Annotated in this window: 21 protein-coding genes; 13 read left to right on the top strand and 8 right to left on the bottom strand. The window is 61.5% G+C overall.

Annotated elements, in window-relative coordinates; translation table 11 throughout:
• Positions 1-23: 23 nt before the first annotated feature.
• A complete protein-coding gene (locus FHT92_RS29725) occupies positions 24-680 on the top strand; it encodes a GNAT family N-acetyltransferase (RefSeq protein ID WP_183824163.1) in 657 nt (218 codons plus the stop codon).
• A gap of 287 nt (positions 681-967) precedes the next feature.
• Here the strand turns inward: FHT92_RS29725 and FHT92_RS09445 are convergent, their stop codons facing one another.
• The gene (locus FHT92_RS09445; protein WP_183824161.1) at positions 968-1,870 is read right to left on the bottom strand and encodes a LysR family transcriptional regulator; all 903 of its coding nucleotides are present in this window, start codon (positions 1,868-1,870) and stop codon (positions 968-970) included.
• A 58-nt stretch (positions 1,871-1,928) separates the two neighbouring features.
• Here FHT92_RS09445 and FHT92_RS09440 point away from each other — a divergent pair, with 58 nt between their 5' ends.
• Complete coding sequence (locus FHT92_RS09440; protein WP_183824159.1) at positions 1,929-2,900, top strand: quinone oxidoreductase; 972 nt, start codon at positions 1,929-1,931, stop codon at positions 2,898-2,900.
• 261 nt (positions 2,901-3,161) lie between these two features.
• Complete coding sequence (locus FHT92_RS09435) at positions 3,162-5,036, top strand: methyl-accepting chemotaxis protein (protein ID WP_183824157.1); 1,875 nt, start codon at positions 3,162-3,164, stop codon at positions 5,034-5,036.
• A gap of 233 nt (positions 5,037-5,269) precedes the next feature.
• On the opposite strand, the gene FHT92_RS09430 is transcribed toward FHT92_RS09435, so the two are convergent.
• Positions 5,270-5,470, bottom strand: coding sequence for a hypothetical protein (locus FHT92_RS09430; protein WP_183739264.1), 201 nt, complete (start codon positions 5,468-5,470; stop codon positions 5,270-5,272).
• A 645-nt stretch (positions 5,471-6,115) separates the two neighbouring features.
• Here FHT92_RS09430 and FHT92_RS09425 point away from each other — a divergent pair.
• Complete coding sequence (locus FHT92_RS09425) at positions 6,116-7,264, top strand: helix-turn-helix domain-containing protein (RefSeq protein ID WP_183824155.1); 1,149 nt, start codon at positions 6,116-6,118, stop codon at positions 7,262-7,264.
• A gap of 187 nt (positions 7,265-7,451) precedes the next feature.
• The gene (locus FHT92_RS09420; RefSeq protein WP_183824153.1) at positions 7,452-7,907 is read left to right on the top strand and encodes a DUF4168 domain-containing protein; all 456 of its coding nucleotides are present in this window, start codon (positions 7,452-7,454) and stop codon (positions 7,905-7,907) included.
• A 164-nt stretch (positions 7,908-8,071) separates the two neighbouring features.
• Here FHT92_RS09420 and FHT92_RS09415 read toward each other — a convergent pair whose 3' ends face one another.
• Complete coding sequence (locus tag FHT92_RS09415; protein WP_183739255.1) at positions 8,072-8,518, bottom strand: MarR family winged helix-turn-helix transcriptional regulator; 447 nt, start codon at positions 8,516-8,518, stop codon at positions 8,072-8,074.
• Positions 8,519-8,586: 68 nt separating this feature from the next.
• On the opposite strand from FHT92_RS09415, the gene FHT92_RS09410 reads away from it, so the two are divergent.
• Entirely contained in the window at positions 8,587-8,958 is a 372-nt protein-coding gene (locus FHT92_RS09410) for a VOC family protein (RefSeq protein ID WP_183739253.1), read from the top strand.
• A gap of 326 nt (positions 8,959-9,284) precedes the next feature.
• Here the strand turns inward: FHT92_RS09410 and FHT92_RS09405 are convergent, their stop codons facing one another.
• Entirely contained in the window at positions 9,285-10,031 is a 747-nt protein-coding gene (locus tag FHT92_RS09405) for a glucose 1-dehydrogenase (protein ID WP_183739250.1), read from the bottom strand.
• A 107-nt stretch (positions 10,032-10,138) separates the two neighbouring features.
• Here FHT92_RS09405 and FHT92_RS09400 point away from each other — a divergent pair, with 107 nt between their 5' ends.
• Positions 10,139-10,483, top strand: coding sequence for an ArsR/SmtB family transcription factor (locus FHT92_RS09400; protein ID WP_183824151.1), 345 nt, complete (start codon positions 10,139-10,141; stop codon positions 10,481-10,483).
• Positions 10,484-10,716: 233 nt separating this feature from the next.
• Here FHT92_RS09400 and FHT92_RS09395 read toward each other — a convergent pair whose 3' ends face one another.
• From FHT92_RS09395 to FHT92_RS09385, 3 genes are all read right to left on the bottom strand, one after another.
• Positions 10,717-11,445, bottom strand: coding sequence for an SDR family oxidoreductase (locus tag FHT92_RS09395; protein WP_183824149.1), 729 nt, complete (start codon positions 11,443-11,445; stop codon positions 10,717-10,719).
• Positions 11,446-11,554: 109 nt separating this feature from the next.
• Complete coding sequence (locus FHT92_RS09390) at positions 11,555-11,959, bottom strand: cupin domain-containing protein (RefSeq protein ID WP_183824147.1); 405 nt, start codon at positions 11,957-11,959, stop codon at positions 11,555-11,557.
• A 57-nt stretch (positions 11,960-12,016) separates the two neighbouring features.
• A complete protein-coding gene (locus FHT92_RS09385; RefSeq protein WP_183824145.1) occupies positions 12,017-12,772 on the bottom strand; it encodes an SDR family oxidoreductase in 756 nt (251 codons plus the stop codon).
• Positions 12,773-13,060: 288 nt separating this feature from the next.
• On the opposite strand from FHT92_RS09385, the gene FHT92_RS09380 reads away from it, so the two are divergent.
• Positions 13,061-13,414 (top strand): ArsR/SmtB family transcription factor, encoded by a 354-nt coding sequence (locus FHT92_RS09380; RefSeq protein WP_183739235.1) that lies wholly within the window; start codon positions 13,061-13,063, stop codon positions 13,412-13,414.
• Positions 13,404-13,901, top strand: a complete 498-nt coding sequence (locus FHT92_RS09375) for an SRPBCC family protein (RefSeq protein ID WP_183824143.1) — start codon at positions 13,404-13,406, stop codon at positions 13,899-13,901. The genes FHT92_RS09380 and FHT92_RS09375 overlap by 11 nt, the downstream gene beginning before the upstream one ends.
• Positions 13,902-14,067: 166 nt before the next feature.
• Here the strand turns inward: FHT92_RS09375 and FHT92_RS09370 are convergent, their stop codons facing one another.
• Positions 14,068-16,947, bottom strand: coding sequence for an ATP-binding protein (locus tag FHT92_RS09370; RefSeq protein ID WP_183824141.1), 2,880 nt, complete (start codon positions 16,945-16,947; stop codon positions 14,068-14,070).
• Between the two features lie 573 nt (positions 16,948-17,520).
• On the opposite strand from FHT92_RS09370, the gene FHT92_RS09365 reads away from it, so the two are divergent.
• From FHT92_RS09365 to FHT92_RS09350, 4 genes are read left to right on the top strand one after another with little or no spacing between them, the layout of a single operon-like run.
• Positions 17,521-18,195, top strand: coding sequence for a type 1 glutamine amidotransferase domain-containing protein (locus FHT92_RS09365; RefSeq protein ID WP_183824139.1), 675 nt, complete (start codon positions 17,521-17,523; stop codon positions 18,193-18,195).
• A 28-nt stretch (positions 18,196-18,223) separates the two neighbouring features.
• A complete protein-coding gene (locus FHT92_RS09360) occupies positions 18,224-18,520 on the top strand; it encodes a putative quinol monooxygenase (RefSeq protein WP_183824137.1) in 297 nt (98 codons plus the stop codon).
• Between the two features lie 18 nt (positions 18,521-18,538).
• Positions 18,539-19,297, top strand: a complete 759-nt coding sequence (locus tag FHT92_RS09355; protein ID WP_183739220.1) for an alpha/beta hydrolase — start codon at positions 18,539-18,541, stop codon at positions 19,295-19,297.
• A gap of 34 nt (positions 19,298-19,331) precedes the next feature.
• Entirely contained in the window at positions 19,332-20,561 is a 1,230-nt protein-coding gene (locus tag FHT92_RS09350) for an MFS transporter (protein WP_183824135.1), read from the top strand.
• Positions 20,562-20,662 lie beyond the last annotated feature (101 nt).

Below are 20,662 nucleotides of genomic sequence, written 5' to 3'. Positions count from 1 at the left end.
GCGAGGGGCATTCGAAGGCGGTCGTGGTTATCGTCATCGCTGTTCTCCGTAACCTCTCTGGCAAGATGACGTGCGAGCGGGCTCGAATTCGACAGCCGGTGCGAGTTTTTGTCATTGGGGCGAACACTTGGCTGAAGTCTGCTGTTGCGCCCGAAGCGGACAAGCCAACATCCGCCTGCTATGGCGTTTTTGGTTCAGGACATGGCGAGGAGCGGATGCAAGTTCAGATCAGCTTGGCACAACATGATGATGTAGCGCCTTGGCTTCGGCTGGCTGACGAAGTGGTGCCATTGTTCGGTCCCATGCCCGGTTTCGATGACGTTCTTATCCGGAAGATCGCGCAGCGGCTGGCCTATTGCGCAAGAACCGATGCTGGAGATGGCTGCTTTTTAGGGGGCGTTATCATAGGCGGTAGCGGTACGGAGTATGCCATCCGCTGGCTCGCGGTCTCTACCAACTTTCAGCGGCTCGGCATTGGCAAGCTGCTTGTCGAGGCTGCCATTTCAACCACACCTCCTAAGTCTACTATTCATGTGGATACGTTCGTCGCAGATAGTCCGGGAGCGGGGGCGGCCAGACGGCTGTATGAGCGCTGCGGCTTCATTCCAGGGGGCATCTGGAGAGAGGGTGAAGTCGTCCGCCAACGGTATGTGCGTCGGCCGTATAACGTCCCGCGCTGACGACCGCTCATGTTGCATTGTTGCCATCTGTCACAGCGGTAGTCTTCGAAACGGCACAACGCGTGTGATCAAGGTGAGGCAGACAGCGCTTACGGTCTTCCGAAACCCCTTCCAGGGGCTTTCGTTGCGCTAGCTGAGCTGCGGCCGCATCTGCTGTTGGCCTCGCTAACACCCCGCCCCAAACCCCTCCCCCTTGTGGGGGGTTGGGGAGGGGTTTTGACGAGGCTTTCAGGTGTCCAAGCCGCGATCCGACATGAGGATGGTTCCTCCTACGCCATTGCTACATCTCAAAACGCCCCCTTCAACGCCTCCATAACCACTCTCACAGCCGGCACATCGCTGATCTCGGCGTGGACCACCAGCCATACTTCCCGCCTTAGAGAGGCTTCATCCTCGATACGCTGAAGCCCGTCGCCATCCGACACCGCGAAATCCGGCAGCAGCACCACACCGCCGCCAAGCCTTGCGGCGGCTGCCTGGAACTCCAGAACGGAAGAGCGAATGGTGATCGGCCGGCCGGCGGCGCGTTCGAAGAGGCGCAGTTGCTGCGGCGAGGCGTTCATGCCCTCGTCATAGCCGATGAAGGTCCACTGCGCCTCCGGCACGGTTTCCAGATAGTCCCTCGACGCATAGAGATGGAAGGCGATTTCTCCGAGCTTGGTGATGGCATAATCGCCGGCTTCCGGGCGCGACAGCCGCACCGCGATATCCGCCTCCCGGCGGTTCAGCGAGGCGAGGCGCTTTTCGCCCACCAGCGTGATCTCGACGCCCGGATGCGCCCGCCGGATGGCGGTTACGGGTTTTGCAAGAAGCACGCTCGACAGCGCCGGCGGGGCGCTGATCCGCACATGGCCGCGCGTCTCCGTGGCGCTTGCGCGGCCGAGCTGCTCGATCACCGCCGTCTGCTCTGCGACGAGCGCTGCGTGTCTTCCAACCTGCTCGCCGTCTGCGGTCAGCACGATGCGCCGCCCGCGGCGGTCGACGAGCTTGCGGCCGAGATTTTTCTCCAGCGCGGTGACGCGCCGGCTGATCGTGGCGTGCTCGACGCCGATCTGCCTTGCCGCGCCGAGGAAGGTGCCCGCCTGCGCCAGCGCCAGGAAATGCCTGAGGTCGTCCCAATCTATCTGTGTGAGTTTGGCTATTTGTGTGAATTCCTTCCCAATCCTTGTGCGACAATAGGGAATTTTCACCCACAAGGCTACGGGCTAATTTGCTCGCATCAAGTTGCTCCATCGAGGAAAACGACCGATGCCCGACCAGATTGTCCTACTGAACGCCCCCGGCGACGTCACCCAGTTCCGGCTGCAGGATCAGCCGTCAAAGTCCCCCGCTGCCGACGAGATCAAGATCCGCCATCAGGCCGTCGGCACCAATTTCCTCGATGTCTATCACCGCAAGGGGCTCTACGCGCTGCCATCCTATCCCGCCGTCATCGGCGTGGAGGCCGCAGGCGTGGTTGAAGAGGTCGGTGCCGATGTTTCCGGCTTCAAACCGGGCGATCGCGTCGCCTATGGCGGCCCGCCTGCCGGGGCCTATTCGTCTACCCGCGTCATTGCGGCGGAAAGGGTGATTGCACTTCCCGATGCGGTCTCCGCCAAGGTGGCCGCAAGCTCGCTGCTCAAAGGCATGACGGCCTATATGCTGCTGAGGAAAGTCACCAATGTCGGGCAGGGCAGCACCGTGCTGATCCATGCCGCCGCCGGCGGGCTCGGCAGCATCCTGGTGCGATGGGCGAAATCGCTTGGCGCCACCGTCATCGGCACGGTCAGTTCGCCGGAAAAGGCGGCCCTTGCCACCTCCTATGGCGCCGATCACCTGATCATCGGGCGAGGGGCCGATATCGTCGCCGAAGTGAAGCGGCTGACCGGCGGCAACGGCGTCGACATCGCCTATGACGGCATCGGCGGCGACATGCTGCTGAAGAGCATCCGTTCCGTCCGCCCCTTCGGCACGGCGATCACCATCGGCCAGGCCGCCGGTCCCATTCCGCCCGTTGCCGTGGAAGAGCTTCGGCCCGGCAAGTCGCTCTCGCATCCGAGCATCATGGCCTGGTGCGCCGATGCCGGCCGATACCGCGAGGCCGCGGAGGCTGCGATATCAGCGATGGAGCGCGGCATCGTCTGCGAGATCGCTGCGGAATACGGGCTGGCGGATGTTGCCAAGGCGCATGAGGAAATGGAAACGGGACGGTCGGCCGGGAGCATATTGCTGCTGCCATGATCGGTGAACCGTGCCCCATGCGATGATTCGCGCATCGCCGGTTTTCTACCGGCCGCTGCATCCTGGGGGCTGTTTATACCGGCATTTGTGGAGCCGGAAATTGCTGTGCGATCGAATGATCGCAGAAGTTTCAACCAGCCCCGACTTATCCGAAAATGGAGCAGATTAGATGTTTAGTTAATACTAAATTATCGATGCGATGTGAGATTTTATATCGGCCGGCGAGCTGGTCATTTCAGGTCACTTCGATAGGAGACTCGCATGAAACGTCCAAGCATCAAGCAGGCCCTCATTCTGAAGCTGTCGATCATCAGCATTTTCGTTATCGGCCTATCCTATATTTCGCTGAGCACGATCTCCACGATCAGCTCGCATGCGGAGCAGATCGGTCACTTCTGGATGCAGCGGCTCGTGACGGCGCGCGAGATCAAGGGCAGTTTCCTCGAACTGCAGCTGGCTTATGCCGATTTCCTCCTGGATACGACAGCCGAAGACCAGAGCGCCGGCAAGCAAGGGATCGCCGCTGCAGCCACCTCCGTCGACCAGTTCGTTCTCGACTATGAAAAAGGCGTTCGCACCGAGCGGGGGCGTGAACTGATCAATCAGATCAAGCCGGAAATTTCCAAATTCCGCGACATGGCGGACGAGATGGTCGCCTTGCAGACCAGCGGCAAGGCGTCGGATGCCGCGCGCCTCTTCAAGGAAACGATGGAGCCGCAGGCCGATGTCGTGAATGCCCGCGTGGCCGATCTCGTTGCGTTCATCCTCAATCAGGCGGAAGGCTTCGTGGACGCTAGCGGTGCCTCGGCGAATTCGGCCTTCACGCTGACAGCGGTGATCGCGGCGCTTGCGGTGACGATTGCCGTGGCCGGTATCGTGTTCGCAATCCTCGGCATTGCCACTCCGATCCGCAGGATCGCATCCGCGATGGGCCGTTTGTCTGCCGGAGATCTCGACAGCGATATCCCCTATGCCGGTCGTGCCGACGAAGTCGGTGACATGGCAGGTGCCGTCGAAGTCTTCCGGCAGAATGCGCTCAATGTCGTCAAGCTCGAAAGGGAAGCTGCCGCAACGCGGAGCGAAGCCGAAGCGGCGCGCGCAGCGGCCCAGCGGCGGGCCGAGCGCGAGGCGGAGCAGTTGCGTTTCGCAACGACGACGCTGGGTGAGGGGCTGCGGCGTCTGGCGGCAGGCGACATATCCTTTCAGCTTTCCGAGCAATTTGCGGCGGAATACGAAGCGTTGCGCGAGGACTTCAACGCGTCGCTGCGCCAGTTGGGAACAACGATCGGCGCCGTGCTTCAGACCGTGCACAGCATAGACAATGGCACCAGCGAGATCGCATCGGGTGCCCAGGATCTGTCGAAGCGGACCGAACAGCAGGCAGCCTCTCTCGAAGAGACGGCGGCGGCGCTGGACGAGATTACCTCGACCGTCTCGACCGCGACCAAGCGGACCGAGGAAGCCCGTCACGTGGTAAGGGAAGCCAATGCCAGCGCTCAGCATTCGGCGAGCGTAGTGTCGGAAGCCGAGCAGGCGATGCGCCGCATCGAAGGCAGTTCGCAGCAGATTTCGAACATTATCGGCGTGATCGATGAAATCGCCTTCCAGACGAACCTTCTCGCATTGAACGCGGGCGTCGAGGCGGCCCGCGCCGGCGAGGCAGGCAAGGGTTTCGCCGTCGTGGCGCAGGAGGTCCGGGAGCTTGCGCAGCGTGCCGCGCAAGCGGCGAAGGAAATCAAGATCCTCATCCAGCAGTCGTCGGCTGAAGTGGAGAATGGCGTGAAACTCGTTCTCCAGACCGGAACGTCGCTTAAATCGATCGGCGAGTATGTCGCGCAGATCAACCAGGTCATGGACGCCATCGCGACCGCGGCACGTGAACAGTCGACCGGACTTGCGGAGATCAACACCGCCGTCAACCAGATGGATCAGTCGACACAGCAGAATGCGGCGATGGTCGAACAATCGACCGCTGCCGTCGCCTCACTATCTTCGGAAGCCGGCCGTCTGCGCGACCTGGTCAACCAGTTTCAGCTGGAGGGCAATTCGAGGGGAGACGTTCACAGGCGCAACGCTCGATCAGTTGAAACCGGAATCGTCGATTTGGCGGCGGCCCGCCGCGTCACGCAGCGGTGAACCCTGTGAACAAATAACGCGGTGACTCCGTGGCCGCCCGTCAAGCCGCCTCATAGCGGCAGGCCGGCGGCAGCGCCGCTTTGGGCCTTGGCGAAGAACCTGTCGCAGGAAATCCGGCAGTACGTCTTTGCCCGGCTCGAACAGCGGTGTCGTATCGCAACGCGATACGACATACCCGCCGTCTGCTTCCTTGGCTTCATCACGCTCGCAAGCATGATGATCCGCTTCAATGATCAATTCGATCTCACCGTTTTGCTGGCGATCAGCATCACGAGTTCTTCCGAGGCATCCGCGAGCGCCAGCGCCAATTCCGCTGCCGACCATCCGCGGTCCTGCAAATTGCTGAGCATTCCCATCATTGCGATTTCGACTTCCCTTCTGCAGTTCGAAGTCGGCTTCAATTCGATGTGGTTCTGGTTGTCGGTAGTGATCATCGTAGCCTCCGTTTGCCACCTGAGAGTTCTCTAAATCGGTAGGACGGGGTTGCGCGTAAGCATCGGGCTCATACGCATCGACAGTGGCGCCTCAACTTGCGCGCAACCCCTCGCTTCGTCTCACTTGGCCTCGCCAACGATCGCCTCCGTCCCCAGCTGGGAGACGAGAAGGCCTAAGCCGCCAGTTGTAAAAAGTCTTTTTCGGCGGCGGCCGATGTGGGACGAAGAGTCTTCGTAACAGGCCGAAGCCTATGCCCAACACACACGAATATTGCTCGGATAGTTCACGACTACCTCCCGGTATTCTCATGTTTTTTTTGAATTTTTGCCGCTTCACCTGGGATTGCTGCCGTCTTTGCGGAGCGCTGGCAGGTGAAATATTCCGGTTTCTTCCGTCTTCGTTCAGGAGTTAACCGTGCCTATTTAGATACAGGCATAGGACGCAATTGTCGTTATCCGCGCGTCCTGAAAATTATCGTTCCGTACATTTCTGCTGGAATGAGAATATGATAAACAACTTATGGGCGTGGCTGCCTGCCGATTCCGGGCTGAAGCGGATTCCGGGCGGCCATTTGCCATAAAGACGATTGTTCACTCTCAAGTCCGACGGCTCGGTTGGGTCGGCTGATACGCTGGAGGGACTGGATGGCTGCGGATTCCGGATCTGGAGATGACCCCGCTTCAGGGCAGGGGTGGCCGGCCCACCTGGAGCGGCGGCGCTGGCCGCGCGAGCCGGGCATGGAGAAGGAGCGGCGCCAGGATGTTGCGCCTGCGCTGCAGCCGGTGCGTTTCTCGACGAAAGATCTGCCGCCGAAAGACCAGTTCCAGGCTTGGCGTGCCCATATGGCGCCGCTCGTGGATGTGCATCTGCCGGACGGAAAATCCCTCGACGACGGGTTTCTTGCCGAACAGACCGGCTGGCATCTCGGCAACATGCTCCTCGTCCAGCAGCACACTGAGGCCCATAGCTACATCCGCGATCAATCCATGCTCCGTTCGAGCCCGATAGACCATTGGAACGTCGGCCTGCTTCGCAGCGGCCGGATCTGGACCGAGGTCAGCCGTCACGTCACGGAAACCGGTGCCGGCGAGGTGTTTTTCAGATCTCTCGGGTATCCCTATCGGGGGCGGATGACCGATTGCGTCTCCGTGCTGGTCTTCCTTCCCTATGAACTGCTGGCCATGGATGCAAGCATCCTCCAGGGTGCCAACAATACGCTTCTGTCCGGCAGCCTGGCCGACTTGCTCGTCAGCTATATCGCCGGTCTGGAAACGAAGCTGAGCAACCTGACGGCTGGCGAAGTGCCGCGGATCATACAAACGATCGCCGATATGGTCGTTGCCTGTGCTGCCTCATCCATAAGGTCGGATACGGGTCAAACGCAGACCGGCATGGGAGTGATGGAGCGGGCGCATCGCTACATTCACCTCAACCTGCAATCAGACAATTTGACGCCCGACGCCATCTGCCGCGCCTTGGGCATCTCGCGCACGCGGCTCTACCAACTATTCGAAGCGAGTGGGGGAGTGCTGAATTATATCCGCAAACAGCGACTGCTGCAGGCCTATGCTGACCTTAGCAACCCGGCCGACAACAGGCCGATCTCCGAGATTGCGGAGGCGGCCGGTTTCGCCGTCGCCGCCAATTTTACCCGCGCTTTCAGCCACGAATTCGGATTGAGCCCGCGTGAAATCCGAAAAACCGTGGCAACCGAGCGCCCGGCTGTTCTGGCTCAGCGTTCCACCCGGCATCATGGCACAACGATCGGCGACTGGCTGACGCTTGCGGGCTGATATCCGCGCCGGGCGGGATGCCGGTGGTCACAAAGCTGCCGCTCAATCGTCAGCAAATTGCCCCGCCATCGCCGCATCGTGCCCTCTTGACAGTCCATCGTTGCGACCTCGCCGGCCTCCAGCGGCTGAGCGATCGACCGAGGCGGTCCTGCTGCCGATCACATCATGCACGTAAAAAGGAATGACTATGATCACTCGCTACACACCTGTCGCAACGATGACCGCTGCGGTCTTCAGCCTGCTTGCTCTCAGCCCGGCATCCGCCGAGGACACGGCCCAGGCGCAACAGCAGCCACCGGCACAGGGCCAGGCGCCGATGCAGGGGCAGGCGGGCGGCAATGGTGCAGCCGCGCCCGTCAGCGATCAGAAGATCGAGGCCTTTGCCGTTGCCTATCTGCAGGTCGACAAGGTCAGGAAGGAATATTCGGCCAAGATCGGCGCGACGAAGGACGAGGCTGCGAAGCAGAAGCTGCAGGAGGAAGCCAAGAAGCAGATGGTCGACACCGTCGAAGCCTCCAACGACATCTCTGTCGAGGAATACTCGTCGATCCTGACGGCCGCACAGAGCGACCCGGCTCTCGCCAAGAAGGTTCTGGAAAAGATCGGCACCCCGCCGCCGGCGCAGCAGCAGCAGCAGCAATAAGGCTGCCCACTTCTGCATAATCCTCAAATCGGAGAGGATTACACAGCGATCACCGGGTCAGGGGCAGCGCGATCCTGGCCCGGCTCCCTCGATCGCCGCTTGAGTATCGCGCTTTGCGCCTTTGGTCATCATGACGATCCGCCGACATCACTCGTCTGCTTAGCTCACGGCATGGCCTCCGCAATCCGCAACAGGGCCGAATATATGATCCCGGGATCATCGGGTGCAACGGCGTCTCGGACCAGGCCTTCGGCGCTGGCGACGATCTCATGAGCCGCACGCAATGCCGAGCGCCCATCCGGCGTGAGTTCGGTCGTCAGGACCCTGCCGTGGACCGGGTGGGCCGTTCGCTTGATGAGGCCGTCGCGTTCGAGTGTCGCTATGATGGACTGCATCGTCTGCGGCGTTACGAAGGCCCGCCGGGCAAGCTCCGCACTTGACAGGCCCGCGCTGACCTCAAGCCCCGCCAGGACCGAATATTGCGGGGTCGTCAATCCGATGTTTCGAAGTTCGGTGTCGAGATGGCCCCGCAGCGCCTGTTGCGCCCGCTTCAGCGCATATCCAAGCGAGCGATAGGTATCATCAACAGGCGGGTCAATCAGGCTGGACATATCAGGGTCCTTATATTATATCAGGCCCCTGACGATACTGCGTCAGCTATAAAAAGGAAAGATCGCTCATGCCTCGCCTCATTGGACCGGATTTCATCGGAATACAGACAAAGGATCTGGAGGCCGCACGGAGCTTCTATCAAGAGATTGTCGGGCTTACGCCATCTGCAAAAGCCCCTCCGGGCGCGGTTGTTTTCGAAACGCACCCCATCCCATTTGCCGTCCGCACACCGATCGCGGAGTTTGACGAGACGGAGAAGCTCGGGGTTGGCATCGCGATCTGGTTCGGCTGCGACGACGCTGACGAATTGCACGCTCATCTGTGCGAGCGCGACGTGCGGATAGCTTTCCCGCCAAAGGACGGTCCGTTCGGACGCTATTTCGCCTTCGTCGATCCATTCGGCTATACGATCACTGCCCATACCGTCCCGACAAGGTAACAGAAGCCGTGTCCACACAGATGATGTGACCCTGACGATCGCGGCTGGAAGGGCCTCATTCCCGAGATCCAGGGCCGTTGTCTCGGACCTTGTCTATTGGATTGATCGCTGCGAGCGATATGGAACCATCGGCCTGACCGCGTGTGGCTCCATACGGACACCTGGGATCATCCGAAAGCAAAGGCCACCGATGAGCGCATCGGCTTCAAGGCTATGCCGAAGTCTGGGAAGACTTTCCGGACTGACCCAAGCCGTGGGCGATCGCAGGCAGCGGCAACGGGGCAGGGTGCGTGCCCTTGAAGAGCACGCACAGGATCAATCGACGATCAGTGAAAACCGCCGGCGGCCGTCACTCGCTCGCCGGTCAGCCAGCCGGCATCTTCCGAGGCGAGGAAAACTGCGATCCTGGCGATGTCATCGGGCTGGCCGATGCGCCCAAGCGGCGTCTGGGCTACGGCGGTGTGCTCGAAATCCGATCCGATGATGCCTGCCGTATGCGCGCCTTCGGTCTCGACCATGCCGGGGAGGATGGCGTTGACGCGGATCTTGCGCGGGCCGAGCTCCTTGGCAAGCACGCCAGTGATGGCGTCCACCGCTCCCTTGGTGCCGGTATAGACGGCGGTGGCGGGCGGGGCGAGGCTGGTAACCACGGAGGAAATGTTGATCACGCTGCCGCCCTCGCCAATGTGCTTGACGGCGGCCTGAGTGGTCAGCAGCAGTCCGAGCACGTTCACGTTGAACTGGCGGTGATAATGTTCCTCGGTGATCTCTTCGATTGTTGCGAATTCGTAGACGCCGGAATTGTTGACCAGCACGTCGAGGCGGCCGAATTCCCTGATTGCGGCGTCGACCAGCCCCTGTGCCTGTTCCGCCTTCGAAACATCTCCCTGGACCGCGACAGCCTTGCCGCCGGCGGCAGCGATCGCCTCGACGACGGCGTCCGCGCCAGCCTTGCTCGAGGCGTAGTTGACCACCACTTTTGCGCCTTCAGCGGCGAGCGCCTTGGCAATCGCAGCGCCGATCCCCTTGGAGGCCCCTGTCACCACGGCGACTTTTCCAGCAAGCTTAGACATATCAGTTCCTTTCGACCCGGAGTGCCGCCGGGAGTGACGGCTTAGTTCCGTAGTTCAGAAATTCGGAACTGTTGATCGAGATATCAAGTGGCCCTATATAAAATTTCATGAGACCGCTCTTTCACCCAGCCATCGAGGATTTGAAGCCGGAGGCGATCCTCTATGCGCTCTCCGATCCCGAGCGTGTGGCGATCTTCGCGCAGATCGCGGGCGTCGGCTCCAGCGGCACGTGCACTGCGCTTGCCAATCTCGGCGGGCGCGTCATTCCCAAATCATCGCTGTCGCAGCATATGAAGGTGCTGCGCGAGGCGGGCCTCATCCGCGGCGAGCGTCAGGGCGTGGAGATGCGCAATCATTCGCGCTGCCAGGAAGTGGATCAACGCTTTCCCGGTCTGATCGCGGCCATTCTCAATGCTTATGGGCGACCGCCGGGGGACGCGAACGCAGGCTGACCGCCTGATCACGTCGCTGTCTGTCGGTCGCAAGCGACTTTCAAGGCAAGTCAGACGGTCTATTTCTTGTGATTGCCTGCAAAAGCGGCCGTCAAGCCAAGGCCGATGTAGACGAAGCCACTAACCCAGCGTTCAGCCTTGAGTTAGACGGGCCCGCGCTTCAGCCAGTTTGCCGGCCGTGCCGGCAGATGAACCTGTGGTTTGGAGCCCTAATCGGCCATGGACCGGTTCAGTCAGTCGGCGAACCTGACAGGACCGACATGGGCGGGGTGACGCGGCAGCAATGTGTCGTCGTTGAGCTCGACGCCATAGTAGCGGGCGGTCTCGTCGGTGATCACCGGGCGCATGTCTTCGTTGGCGGCGACGAGCATGCGGGCGATTTCATCAAGGGCGAACCGCTCCGGCCCGGCTATTTCCACCGTATCGTTCAGCGGAGGTTCCAACGCCAACCGCGTGAGCACATCGGCAACATCGTCGGCAGCGATGGGCCGCACGGAGGCGGAAGGAAGCCGGATACCGTCACCGTCCGCCGCCATGTCGATCACGCCGCTGAGGAACTCGAAGAACTGCGTCGAGTGGACGATCGTATAGGGCCGACGGGCCGCCCTGATGAGGTTCTCCTGCACCATCTTGGCGCGGAAATAGTCGCTCTCGACAAGGCGAGGGGTCCCGACGACCGACAGGGCGAGATAGTGGCCGACCTCGGCATCTGCGGCGGCGGCCAGCAGGTTTCGGGTGGATGTCCTGAAGAACTCCAATGCGGAGTCGTCTCCGAACGATGCCGCGTTCGTGACGTCGATGACGGCGTCCGCTCCCGTGAGCGAGGTTCTTAGGCCTTCCCTCGTCACGCTGTTGACCCCGAAAGTGGGGGAGGCGAGGACGACTTCGGTCTCCGCCTGTCTGAGGCTTTCAACGAGACGCGTTCCGATGCGCCCGCTTGCTCCCATGACCGTTACTTTCATCGATCCGCTCCGTGTCTTCGTTGCGATCCTCAATCGCAACGATCAAAAAGTCGGGACGATGCCGGCAGTTCGGCCGACACCGCGAAATTCGGCGCTTGGAGGCCTGATGTCATTTTACCGGCATCACTGCCGGAACGTCCTTTTTCTTGACCAGCACGACGATGAACTTCGCCGGTTTCGTCTTGCTCGCGTTACGGCTGATCAGGTGAATGTCGGAAGGACCTTCGTAGAACGTGTCGCCCGGAGACAAGGTAACCTCCTTTCCTCCTTTGACCTGCATCACAACCGAGCCCTCGAGAACGTAGGCGAACACGTCCGCCTCATGCTTGTGAATCGGCGAGGAGCCTCCCGGTCCGTATTCGACCGAAAGCACAAGCCCCTCCTTGCCCGGATAGTCCGGAAGGTCTTTGCTCATGAGCGATGTTACTTTTGCAGCCTCGTCGGCGGCCACAGCCAAAGTGCCGGAGAGACAGATGCTGGCTGAGACCAGCAATGCTGACAGCGCAGAATTCATTGTCGTAACCCTCTTGGTTGCAGTTGCGAAATACGTTTCGGGGTAGCAAGCCTTAGGCTAGCCGGGCTGCTGGGACAGGCGAAACCAATCTGCAAAGCCGATCTTGCCGAGCCTCGCACCCGTGTCGGGTACGAGCGAGCGGTCGTCGAGCTCCGACCCGAAATAGCGCGCGTGAACATCCGCCTCGACCGTGCGCGGATCATGGATCGCCTTCAGGTAACGGCCGATGATCTCGTTCATGGGGAAGCGCTCCGGACCTGCGATTTCGATCATCCCGTTGACCGGTCTTGCAAGGGCAACGTCCGCCACGATGTCGGCAACGTCGTCAGAGGCTATCGGCTGGAAGGCGGCGGGAGACAGCCGCGCGACAGTCCCGACGGTGGCTTCGTCGGCGATGCCTTTCAGGAACTCCATGAACTGGGTCGAATGGATGATCGTGTATGGGATGGACGATCCCTTGATGAGCCTCTCCTGGGCAAGCTTGGCCCTGAAATAGCCGTTCTGCGGCAGCCGTTCCGATCCCACGATGGAGAGAGCGATATGGTGTTTTACGCCGGCGTCGCGTTCTGCGGCGAGCAGATTGCGGCTCGATGTCTCGAAAAAGTCCAGGACCGCCTGGTCTTCCCAGGACGGCGAGTTTGAGAGATCGACGACCACGTCGGCCCCGGCCAGCGCGCTCGCCAATCCTTCCCCGGTGATGGTGTTGACGCCGGTTTTCGGGGATGCGGCCAGTACCTCGTGGCCCTTGTCGCGCAGACGCGCTGCGGTCTTCGATCCGATGAGGCCGGTGCCTCCGATAAGGACGATTTTCATAATGGGTTCTCCTCCCGCGGCCCTCTTGGGCCGGAGTTCCAGATTGCGATCGCGAAAGCCGACACAGCCGCGAGAAATTCCGTGCTTGGATCAAGTGAAACACATCGACTGTCGTCGCCACGCTCGGCTTCGGCCGAGGGGAGGCTCGCATCGCGGGGGTATATTGTTCCCATATGAGATCGGGGGCAACCATAATTGGCCAGGTGCAGAGGCGCTCGATCGAGCAAGATCGCTGCAGCGCTCGGTCCCCTTGCGTGTCGCTCATCCTTGCGCTATAAACTGAACCACATGGTTCAGTATTCAAAAGCTCGTCTCGATGCCTCGTTCGCCGCGCTCTCGGACGCCACCCGGCGCGGCATTCTCGTGCGGCTCGGGCGTGGGGACGCTTCGATCACGGACCTTGCCGAGAAGTTCCACATGACGCTGACGGGCATGAAGAAGCATGTCGGCGTCCTGGAGCAGGCGGGGCTCGTGACCACGGAGAAGGTCGGGCGCGTGCGCACCTGCAGGCTCGGTGCGCGCCGGCTGGAGGAGGAGGCGGCCTGGATCGAGAGCTATCGCCAGCTCTGGGACGCGCGCTTCGACGAATTGGACAAGGTTATCGAGGAATTGAAACAGAAGGAGAAGGACGATGGAGAGTAAGCCTGCCCCTATGAAGAACCCCACGACGGTGGAACGAACGTCCGAGCGTGAGCTCGTCGTTGTCAGAACCTTCAACGGCCCGGTACATATCGTGTTCGAGGCGTGGACCAAGCCCGAGCTTTTCATGCGGTGGTGGGCGCCGAAGTCGATCGGCGTGCCCATACTTTCCTGCAGCATGGATGTTCGCGTCGGAGGTGGCTACCGTATTGCGTTTGGCCACGATGCCTCGAGCGCCATGGAATTCTTCGGCAAGTATCTCGAAGTGATACCGAACGCGCGCCTGGTCTGGACGAATGAGGAAAGTGACGACGCTGCCATCACCACGGTGACCTTCGAGGAAAAAGGCGGCAAGACGCTGCTGGTGCTGCACGAACTCTATCCCTCGAAGGAAGCGTTCGACGCCAATTCCGGGGCGGAGGGCGGGCTGCCCGAGCAGTTCGAGCAACTGGACGAGCTTCTCGTCGCGCTCGGCGCGGGAGGGGCCTGACGTCGTCCAAGGTCGCGCCGCTGGGCTCGACCCGCCCTGCGGACTACCTCAGGTGAGGAGGGTTTTGAGAAGGCCGTGGCGCCCGGAGCCCCCTCATCCGCCCTTCGGGCACCGTCTCCCCCGGGGGAGAAGGAGATCGGGGAGCCGTCGCGGGTGAGGTTGAGGGTCAGACCGCCTCGCCATCTCCAAGCTGTGCGAACGAGGCGAGCAGGCCGGCTGCGACGGCAAGGTCGGGCGTTTCGAAACCTTCGGTGAATTCGTTATAAACAGGTTGCAACATCTTGCGTGCATCATGTTCCCGCGACCGGACGCGCCAGAGCATTGCGAGATCGCAGGCTGATCGCAATCGCCATGACAATGCACCGATTTCCCGGGCCACCGCCATCGACTCGATGAGGAGCGTCTCCGCCTCGTATGGCCGGACCTCGGCCTTCAGAATGGAGGCCCGGATGCGCAAAAGCTCTGGAACGCACCATTGCTCGTTCTGCGTATAGGCGCAATCGAGCGCTTCCCGGATGGTGGCGGCGGCGTCCGCCAGGCGGCCATACTTCGCCAATGCCTCCGCAAAGCCGCCGAGATAGAAGGGGAACCTTGCCAGATGTCTTATGGCGCGAAACTCCTCGACAGCTTGCTCGAGCAGCCCCAATCCTTCTGCCGCCGTATCGTCCTGAGCGCATGCCGCCGCACCGCGGCAGAAGATGGCGACCGGCCGCCAGATGACGATGCCATGCCGGACGATTTGATCGTCGAGCATCGCGGCAAAACGGCCACATTCCTGATAGCGCCTGCTCAGAAGGAAGGTGAGGCTCGCCCATGCAAGCGCATTGCTCAGCGAAAGTTCGTGCCCGGTCTTTCGCGCGAGCGCGATCGTCACCTCCGCAGTGCGCGCGGCTGTGTCGGGTAAACCCGTAAGCCACTGTATATGCGACAGGATATTGCCGACATCGACGTTCCTGTCGTACAGGAAACGCGCGAAGCGCGGGTCGTTGGAATCTTTCAGATAGTTTCCATAAAAGCGTTCAATGCGTTGCCGGGCGCCGTCAAACCGGGCGATGAAAAGGTCGGCCACGGCCAAATGCGTTTCGCCCGCCGGCAACGCGGAAGGGTCGGCCCCGGCGGCGACCGAAACGAAGGTCTCAAGCGTCGCAATCCCGGCATCGTGTTCGCCGCCGAACAATTGGTATGTGCCGATCAGCCGCAGGCAACGGAGTTGATGGTCGATATCGCCGATCCGAACTGCAATTTCCAACGCTCGTTGCATAGCGTCCATGGCGGGGGATATGGCGCCGCGCATGAACATTGTCACGCCTGCGAGCGACACCTGAAGCTGCATCTCGGCGGCCGTCCCGGCAAGCCCGGCTGCGTCCAGTTCCTCAAGCGCCCGCGAGACGTGAACGCGGCATTCCTCAGTAAGAGAGAAGTGGTTCCAGAGCAGGCATCCCGCGACGGAGAGGCGGGCGTACAGCGATCCGTCCGCGGCAATGCCTCCGGCCCAGTCCAGCGCCGAGCGCAGGTCGTCGAGGACGCCTCCATAAGCATGTGCCCAATCGGGGGCCGGACGTGAGGCCCACTCGCTCGCAGCGCGCTCCAGAACCGCACAAATATGCTCCGCATGCCGACGGCGGACTGGCTCTTCCTCGCCGCTCAATTGCAGTCGTTCGAGACAGTATGCACGCGTCGTCTCCAGGAGGCGATAAGCAAGCTTGTCGGCAGCCACGTCCATCGAAAGCAGAGACTTTGCGACGAGGCTGGCCACGTCATCGATTATCCGCACCCGCTCGAGACCCTCATCGGCGACGGCGCAGGCCGCATCGAGACTAAACGAACCGGAAAAGACCGATAGCCGGCGAATGACTGTGCATTCGCTCTGCGAGAGAAGATCGTAACTCCACTCGATCACCGCCGTCAGTGTGCGATGGCGCTCGGGGCCGGCGCGATGCCCGCTCAGCAGGCGAAATCGATCGTCCAGATGGGCGAAAAGTCCGTCCAATCCGAAAGAATCGACACGCGTCGCCGCAAGCTCGATCGCCAGCGCGAGACCATCGAGCCGCCGGCAGATTTCCGCGACCGTCAGCGCGTTGGCGTCGCTCAGTTCGAACGACTCAAGCCTGTCGGTCGCGCGGTCTACGAAGAGTTGAATGGCAGGATACCTGAGCGCTTCCGCTGCGTTCAGATCAGACGAAGGAGGCGGCGCGCCAAGCCCCGGCAGCCTGCGGACGCGTTCGCCCCTCACGCCAAGCGGCTCCCGGCTGGTAGCGAGGATCCTGACGCAGGGCGCTTCAGCCAAGATTCGGTCCGCACAGAAGGCTGCCGCCTCGATGATGTGTTCGCAATTATCGAACACGAGGAGCATCTCACAATCGCGGAGATAGCTGCCCAACGCAGCGAGCAGGTTGGCGGAGTGCGTTGCCAGACCGATCGCAGCCGCGACGGCATTGGGCACGAGCGAAGAATCCTTCAACAGCGCCAGATCGATCAGCCAGACGCCGTCCCTGAAAGACCCGAGCGCCTGCTCGGCGGCGGCCAGCGCAACCGTCGTTTTTCCGACGCCGCCGGCACCGACGATGGACACCAGCCGGGAGGCATCCAGATCGCGCCTGATGGCCTCAATCGCATCAGTTCTCCCGAAGACCCTCGTTGTCGCGATCGGCAAATTGTGGCTGCGCATCGCCGCCGCCGTCGAGGACGGCGCGAGGACGGGCGATTCATCGACCTGAACCGGCGCAATGAACCGATAGCCCCGCCCTGTGACAGTCGCTATGTATTGCGCGGTCCCAATACCATCGCCGAGGGCTCGCCTCAGGGCAGCCATGTTGACCTTGAGGTTGCCATCATCGACGACGATGTTCGGCCAAACCCGCGCGATCAATTCGCGCTTGTTCACGAGTTCGCCCGGGCGCTCGACGAGGGTTGTCAGGATGTCCAGCGCGCGGCCTCCGATCCGGACAGGGGCGTCGCCTTGCAAAAGCAGCTGGCGCTCGGGAATGAGCACGAAAGGCCCAAAGGAGAAGGACCGGGAAAGCTGCTCGGCAAGGTCGCTCGTCACGATCTTTTTCCTTCGACGAAGGCGGCCGAACCAAAGAGAAAGTCTCGCCGTCCTCGTCATCGAAGAGCTGGCGTGGCTCGGAGCGGCTCCCAACACGATTTTACCATAATTAACCGACGGCAGATTGCAATCGCATGTAGACTGGCTGCGTAAGTAAAGATCCCGGCCCCCCCCAGCATTGATAGTCCTGCGTACTGGGCGTGGCCTTGATTGGCTCGGAAGAAATACAGTGGCTGCCCAGGCGGCCAAGTATTTAAGATGCCAGTAATAGAATTCGGCGGCGCCGATGTCTTTGTCGCGCTCGAAGATGCTCGGGCTCGGGCAGGCTGTGAACTTGGCATTCAAGCACGAGTGAGGGGCAGGGACCAAGTGTCCGGCAAGGCCTAGCTGCGGTGACGCGAGGCGGAACGGGACAGGATTGTCGCCAGGCCGTTTCACGCGTCGCTGCCCAGAGGCGCAGGAAAGCACATGACCTCAAAACGAGCGAGGTCGCCTTCATGGGGACTGCGACGGGATTGCGGAACGACCGCAGCCCGAATCCTGAACGCATCGTCATTCAATTAGGGGGAAGTCATGACAAAACATGTCCTTTTCATCGTGACCAACGCAGCCGTGATCGGCCCGCACAGTCGCAAGACCGGCTTCTTTTTCGCCGAGGTCGCTCATCCTTTCGACGTGCTCGACAAGGCCGGGATCGCAATCGAGTTTGCCTCTCCCGCAGGCGGATGGACGCCGTATGACGCGTATGACGAGAAGGACCCTGCTCAGAAGGGATTTCTCGAGAGCAATGCCTTCCGTCGCCTCAATCACAGTCGCAAGCTCGCCGAGGTGGACGCCGCAGACTACGACGCCATCCTGATCCCCGGCGGTCTCGGGCCGATGGTCGATATCCAGCGCAACGCTGATGTCCAGAGGGCTGTCGTGCGCGCCTGGAGCACGGACAAGCTGGTGAGCGCTGTTTGTCACGGTCCGTGCTCGTTGCTCGGCGTGAACCTCGGTGATGGCACGCCATTCGTGCGTGGCAAGAAGCTCACCTCCTTCTCGAAGAAGGAGGAATATGACTATGCCCGAGATGACGTGCCCTACGAACTCGAGGACGCATTGAGGGCGGAGGGCGCCGAGTATTCCTCTGCGTCCAACTGGGAACCTCACGTTGTCGTCGATGGCCGCCTCATCACCGGCCAGAATCCCGCCTCGGCAGGACCGCTGGCAAAAGAGTTGCTCGCTGCTCTGAAGGATCGGGCGTGATGGGTCACATCCAAGAGGGGAATGAACCATGTCCCCGCGCGTGAAGACCGTGGGGATTCTGACCGGGCGTCCCGGTAAGGCATCCGAACTCGGAGCGCTTCTTTCCGCAATGCGGGTGCACAGCCGCGCCGAGCCCGGAAATCTGCGGTGGGATATCTGGCGAGACAAGGCCAATCCCGACCGCTTCGTGCTCGATGAGCTTTATGTCGACGAGGCGGCGGTCGCCGCGCATCGCGATACGCCGCACTTCAAGGACTATTCCGCCAGGATCGGCGATCTCGCCGACCGGACACCGATTACCCTTGACCCGATCGAGGTCGATTAACCCGCTGGAGGGAATGCGATGAAAAGCGCAATAACAGGATTGCTCACTGTCATGATCACAGCCGCTTCCGCCGTCGCCGGCCACGCAGCCGACAAGCCTGTGTCGATCGTGCTCGTGCACGGTGCCTTCGTCGATGCTTCGGGCTGGCAGCAGGTCTATGACATCCTTTCCGCCGAGGGCTACGAGGTTCTGGCTGTCCAGAATCCCACGATTACACTGCAAGGTGACGTCGATGCCACAAGGCAGGTCATCGCTCGGGCCAAAAAACCGGTCGTCCTTGTCGGCCATTCCTATGGCGGGGCGGTGATCACCGAGGCCGGCAGCGTGCCAAAGGTCAAGAGCCTGGTTTACCTTGCCGCGTACGCGCTTCAAGCCGGCGAGTCGGTCTACGACATCGGCACGGCGCCGACGCCGGGCGAAGACAAGGCGCCGCTGCTTCCGCCGAGCGACGGGTTCCTGCTGGTAGACTTTGCGAAATTCCCCACATCCTTCGCAGCCGATGTCGATCCCGCCAAGACGAAGTTCATGGCCGAATCCCAGGTTCCCTGGGGGCTCGGCGCCGTGCAGACCAAAATCACCGCGCCGGCGTGGAAGGAAAAGCCCACCTACTTCATGGTGACGAAGAACGACCACATGATCCCGCCCAGCCAGCAGCGCTCCATGGCAGCGCGGGCCGGCGCCAAGACCGTCGAGATCGAGTCCAGCCATGCCGTGATGCTTTCGCATCCGCAAGACGTGGCGGACTTCATCACCAGTGCGGCCGCGCCGTCGAACTAGGCCACTGCGGCCCGCAGCCTAAAGGAGTTTGAAGATGTTCCAAAAGGCCTTCGAACCGCAATGCAAGGCGGTAGCGATTCATTGCACAGATGCGGCGCAACACCGGCGTCGCGGTTTGACGCTGTTTGCGCTGGCGCTTGGAAGCTTCTGCATCGGGACGTCCGAATTCGCCAGCATGGGCGTCCTGCAGCTCTTTGCCGAAAGCCTTCAAATCAGCATACCGGCGGCAACGAATGCCATCACGGCCTACGCATTCGGGGTGGTGATCGGTGCCCCGCTTGTCACGCTCGCTGCCGCCCGGCTGAACCGGAAAAGCCTGCTTCTGGCATTGCTCGGCCTTTTCATCGTCGGCAATGTGCTCTCCGCGCTTGCAGCCAATCTCGGCATGTTCGCGCTCGCCCGCTTCGTCAGCGGCATGCCGCAGGGCGCCTATTTCGGTGCCGGTGCCGTCGTCGCCTCCTATATCGTGGGACCTGGACATGGCGGCAAGGCCTTTGCCCTCGTCATGACCGGACTGACCGTTGCCACAATTATCGGTTCGCCGCTCGCCACCTTTCTTGGCCAGAACCTCGGCTGGCGGAACACCTATTTCGCCGTTGCCGGTGTCGGTGTGCTGGCGCTTCTGGCCCTTTGGGCATGGGTGCCGCGGACCGAGGCGCTGGACGGCGGGCCGATCGCGCAGGAACTGAGTTCGCTCCGCCGAGGCTCCGTCTGGATCATGATGCTTGTTGCCGCCCTCGGCGTCGCAAGCATCTTCGCCGTCTACACGTTCATCGGACCGTTCATCACCGATGTCGCAGTCATCGACAGGGCATGGATCCCGCTGGCGCTGGCCCTCTTCGGTATCGGCATGACGGTAGGAAACCTCATCGGTGGACGGATCGCCGACAGCCACCCTTCGCGGGGGCTCGTCGTCGGCTTCGGGAGTGCGCTGATTGTACTGGCAGTCCTCGCATCATCAGGAGGAAATGTCGCGCTGCTGATGATCGGCCTCTTCGGTGTCGGCGCTACGATGATGATTGCTATCCCCACGATCCAGGTGCGGCTGACAAGCTTTGCGCCGGAAGCACCGACCTTGATGGGCGCCATGAACCTGGCAGCCCTCAACGTTGCCAACGCCATCGGCGCCTGGGCCGGCGGAGCGGCAATCGTGGCAGGGTTCGGTCTTCTCTCGGCGGTCTGGGCCGGGTTCCTGTTGACGCTTCTTGGCCTGGTCGTCTTTGCGATCACGCTGCCGCGCGCCCCTCAACTTGCTGCTGCGTGAGAGCCGGCTTCGACCTTGACTATGCCTGCCAGTTCCTGAGCCCGTGGCCTCCGCCTTCGAAGTTGCGGCCTCGAAAGCAAATTGAAAGCAGGCCCAAATGG

It is taken from the genome of Rhizobium sp. BK377, from assembly GCF_014193935.1.
Lineage (GTDB): Bacteria > Pseudomonadota > Alphaproteobacteria > Rhizobiales > Rhizobiaceae > Rhizobium.
Note: the sequence above shows the minus strand (reverse complement) of the source record. Positions and strands in the feature narration are given on the sequence as shown.

Bases quoted from the DNA above. Each gene is read 5' to 3' on its own strand.
- FHT92_RS09440 (WP_183824159.1), top strand. From the start codon at position 1,929: ATGCCCGACCAGATTGTCCTACTGAACGCCCCCGGCGACGTCACCCAG.
- FHT92_RS09435 (WP_183824157.1), top strand. From the start codon at position 3,162: ATGAAACGTCCAAGCATCAAGCAGGCCCTCATTCTGAAGCTGTCGATC.
- FHT92_RS09430 (WP_183739264.1), bottom strand. From the start codon at position 5,470: ATGATCACTACCGACAACCAGAACCACATCGAATTGAAGCCGACTTCG.
- FHT92_RS09425 (WP_183824155.1), top strand. From the start codon at position 6,116: ATGGCTGCGGATTCCGGATCTGGAGATGACCCCGCTTCAGGGCAGGGG.
- FHT92_RS09420 (WP_183824153.1), top strand. From the start codon at position 7,452: ATGATCACTCGCTACACACCTGTCGCAACGATGACCGCTGCGGTCTTC.
- FHT92_RS09415 (WP_183739255.1), bottom strand. From the start codon at position 8,518: ATGTCCAGCCTGATTGACCCGCCTGTTGATGATACCTATCGCTCGCTT.
- FHT92_RS09410 (WP_183739253.1), top strand. From the start codon at position 8,587: ATGCCTCGCCTCATTGGACCGGATTTCATCGGAATACAGACAAAGGAT.
- FHT92_RS09405 (WP_183739250.1), bottom strand. From the start codon at position 10,031: ATGTCTAAGCTTGCTGGAAAAGTCGCCGTGGTGACAGGGGCCTCCAAG.
- FHT92_RS09400 (WP_183824151.1), top strand. From the start codon at position 10,139: ATGAGACCGCTCTTTCACCCAGCCATCGAGGATTTGAAGCCGGAGGCG.
- FHT92_RS09395 (WP_183824149.1), bottom strand. From the start codon at position 11,445: ATGAAAGTAACGGTCATGGGAGCAAGCGGGCGCATCGGAACGCGTCTC.
- FHT92_RS09390 (WP_183824147.1), bottom strand. From the start codon at position 11,959: ATGAATTCTGCGCTGTCAGCATTGCTGGTCTCAGCCAGCATCTGTCTC.
- FHT92_RS09385 (WP_183824145.1), bottom strand. From the start codon at position 12,772: ATGAAAATCGTCCTTATCGGAGGCACCGGCCTCATCGGATCGAAGACC.
- FHT92_RS09380 (WP_183739235.1), top strand. From the start codon at position 13,061: ATGGTTCAGTATTCAAAAGCTCGTCTCGATGCCTCGTTCGCCGCGCTC.
- FHT92_RS09375 (WP_183824143.1), top strand. From the start codon at position 13,404: ATGGAGAGTAAGCCTGCCCCTATGAAGAACCCCACGACGGTGGAACGA.
- FHT92_RS09365 (WP_183824139.1), top strand. From the start codon at position 17,521: ATGACAAAACATGTCCTTTTCATCGTGACCAACGCAGCCGTGATCGGC.
- FHT92_RS09360 (WP_183824137.1), top strand. From the start codon at position 18,224: ATGTCCCCGCGCGTGAAGACCGTGGGGATTCTGACCGGGCGTCCCGGT.
- FHT92_RS09355 (WP_183739220.1), top strand. From the start codon at position 18,539: ATGAAAAGCGCAATAACAGGATTGCTCACTGTCATGATCACAGCCGCT.
- FHT92_RS09350 (WP_183824135.1), top strand. From the start codon at position 19,332: ATGTTCCAAAAGGCCTTCGAACCGCAATGCAAGGCGGTAGCGATTCAT.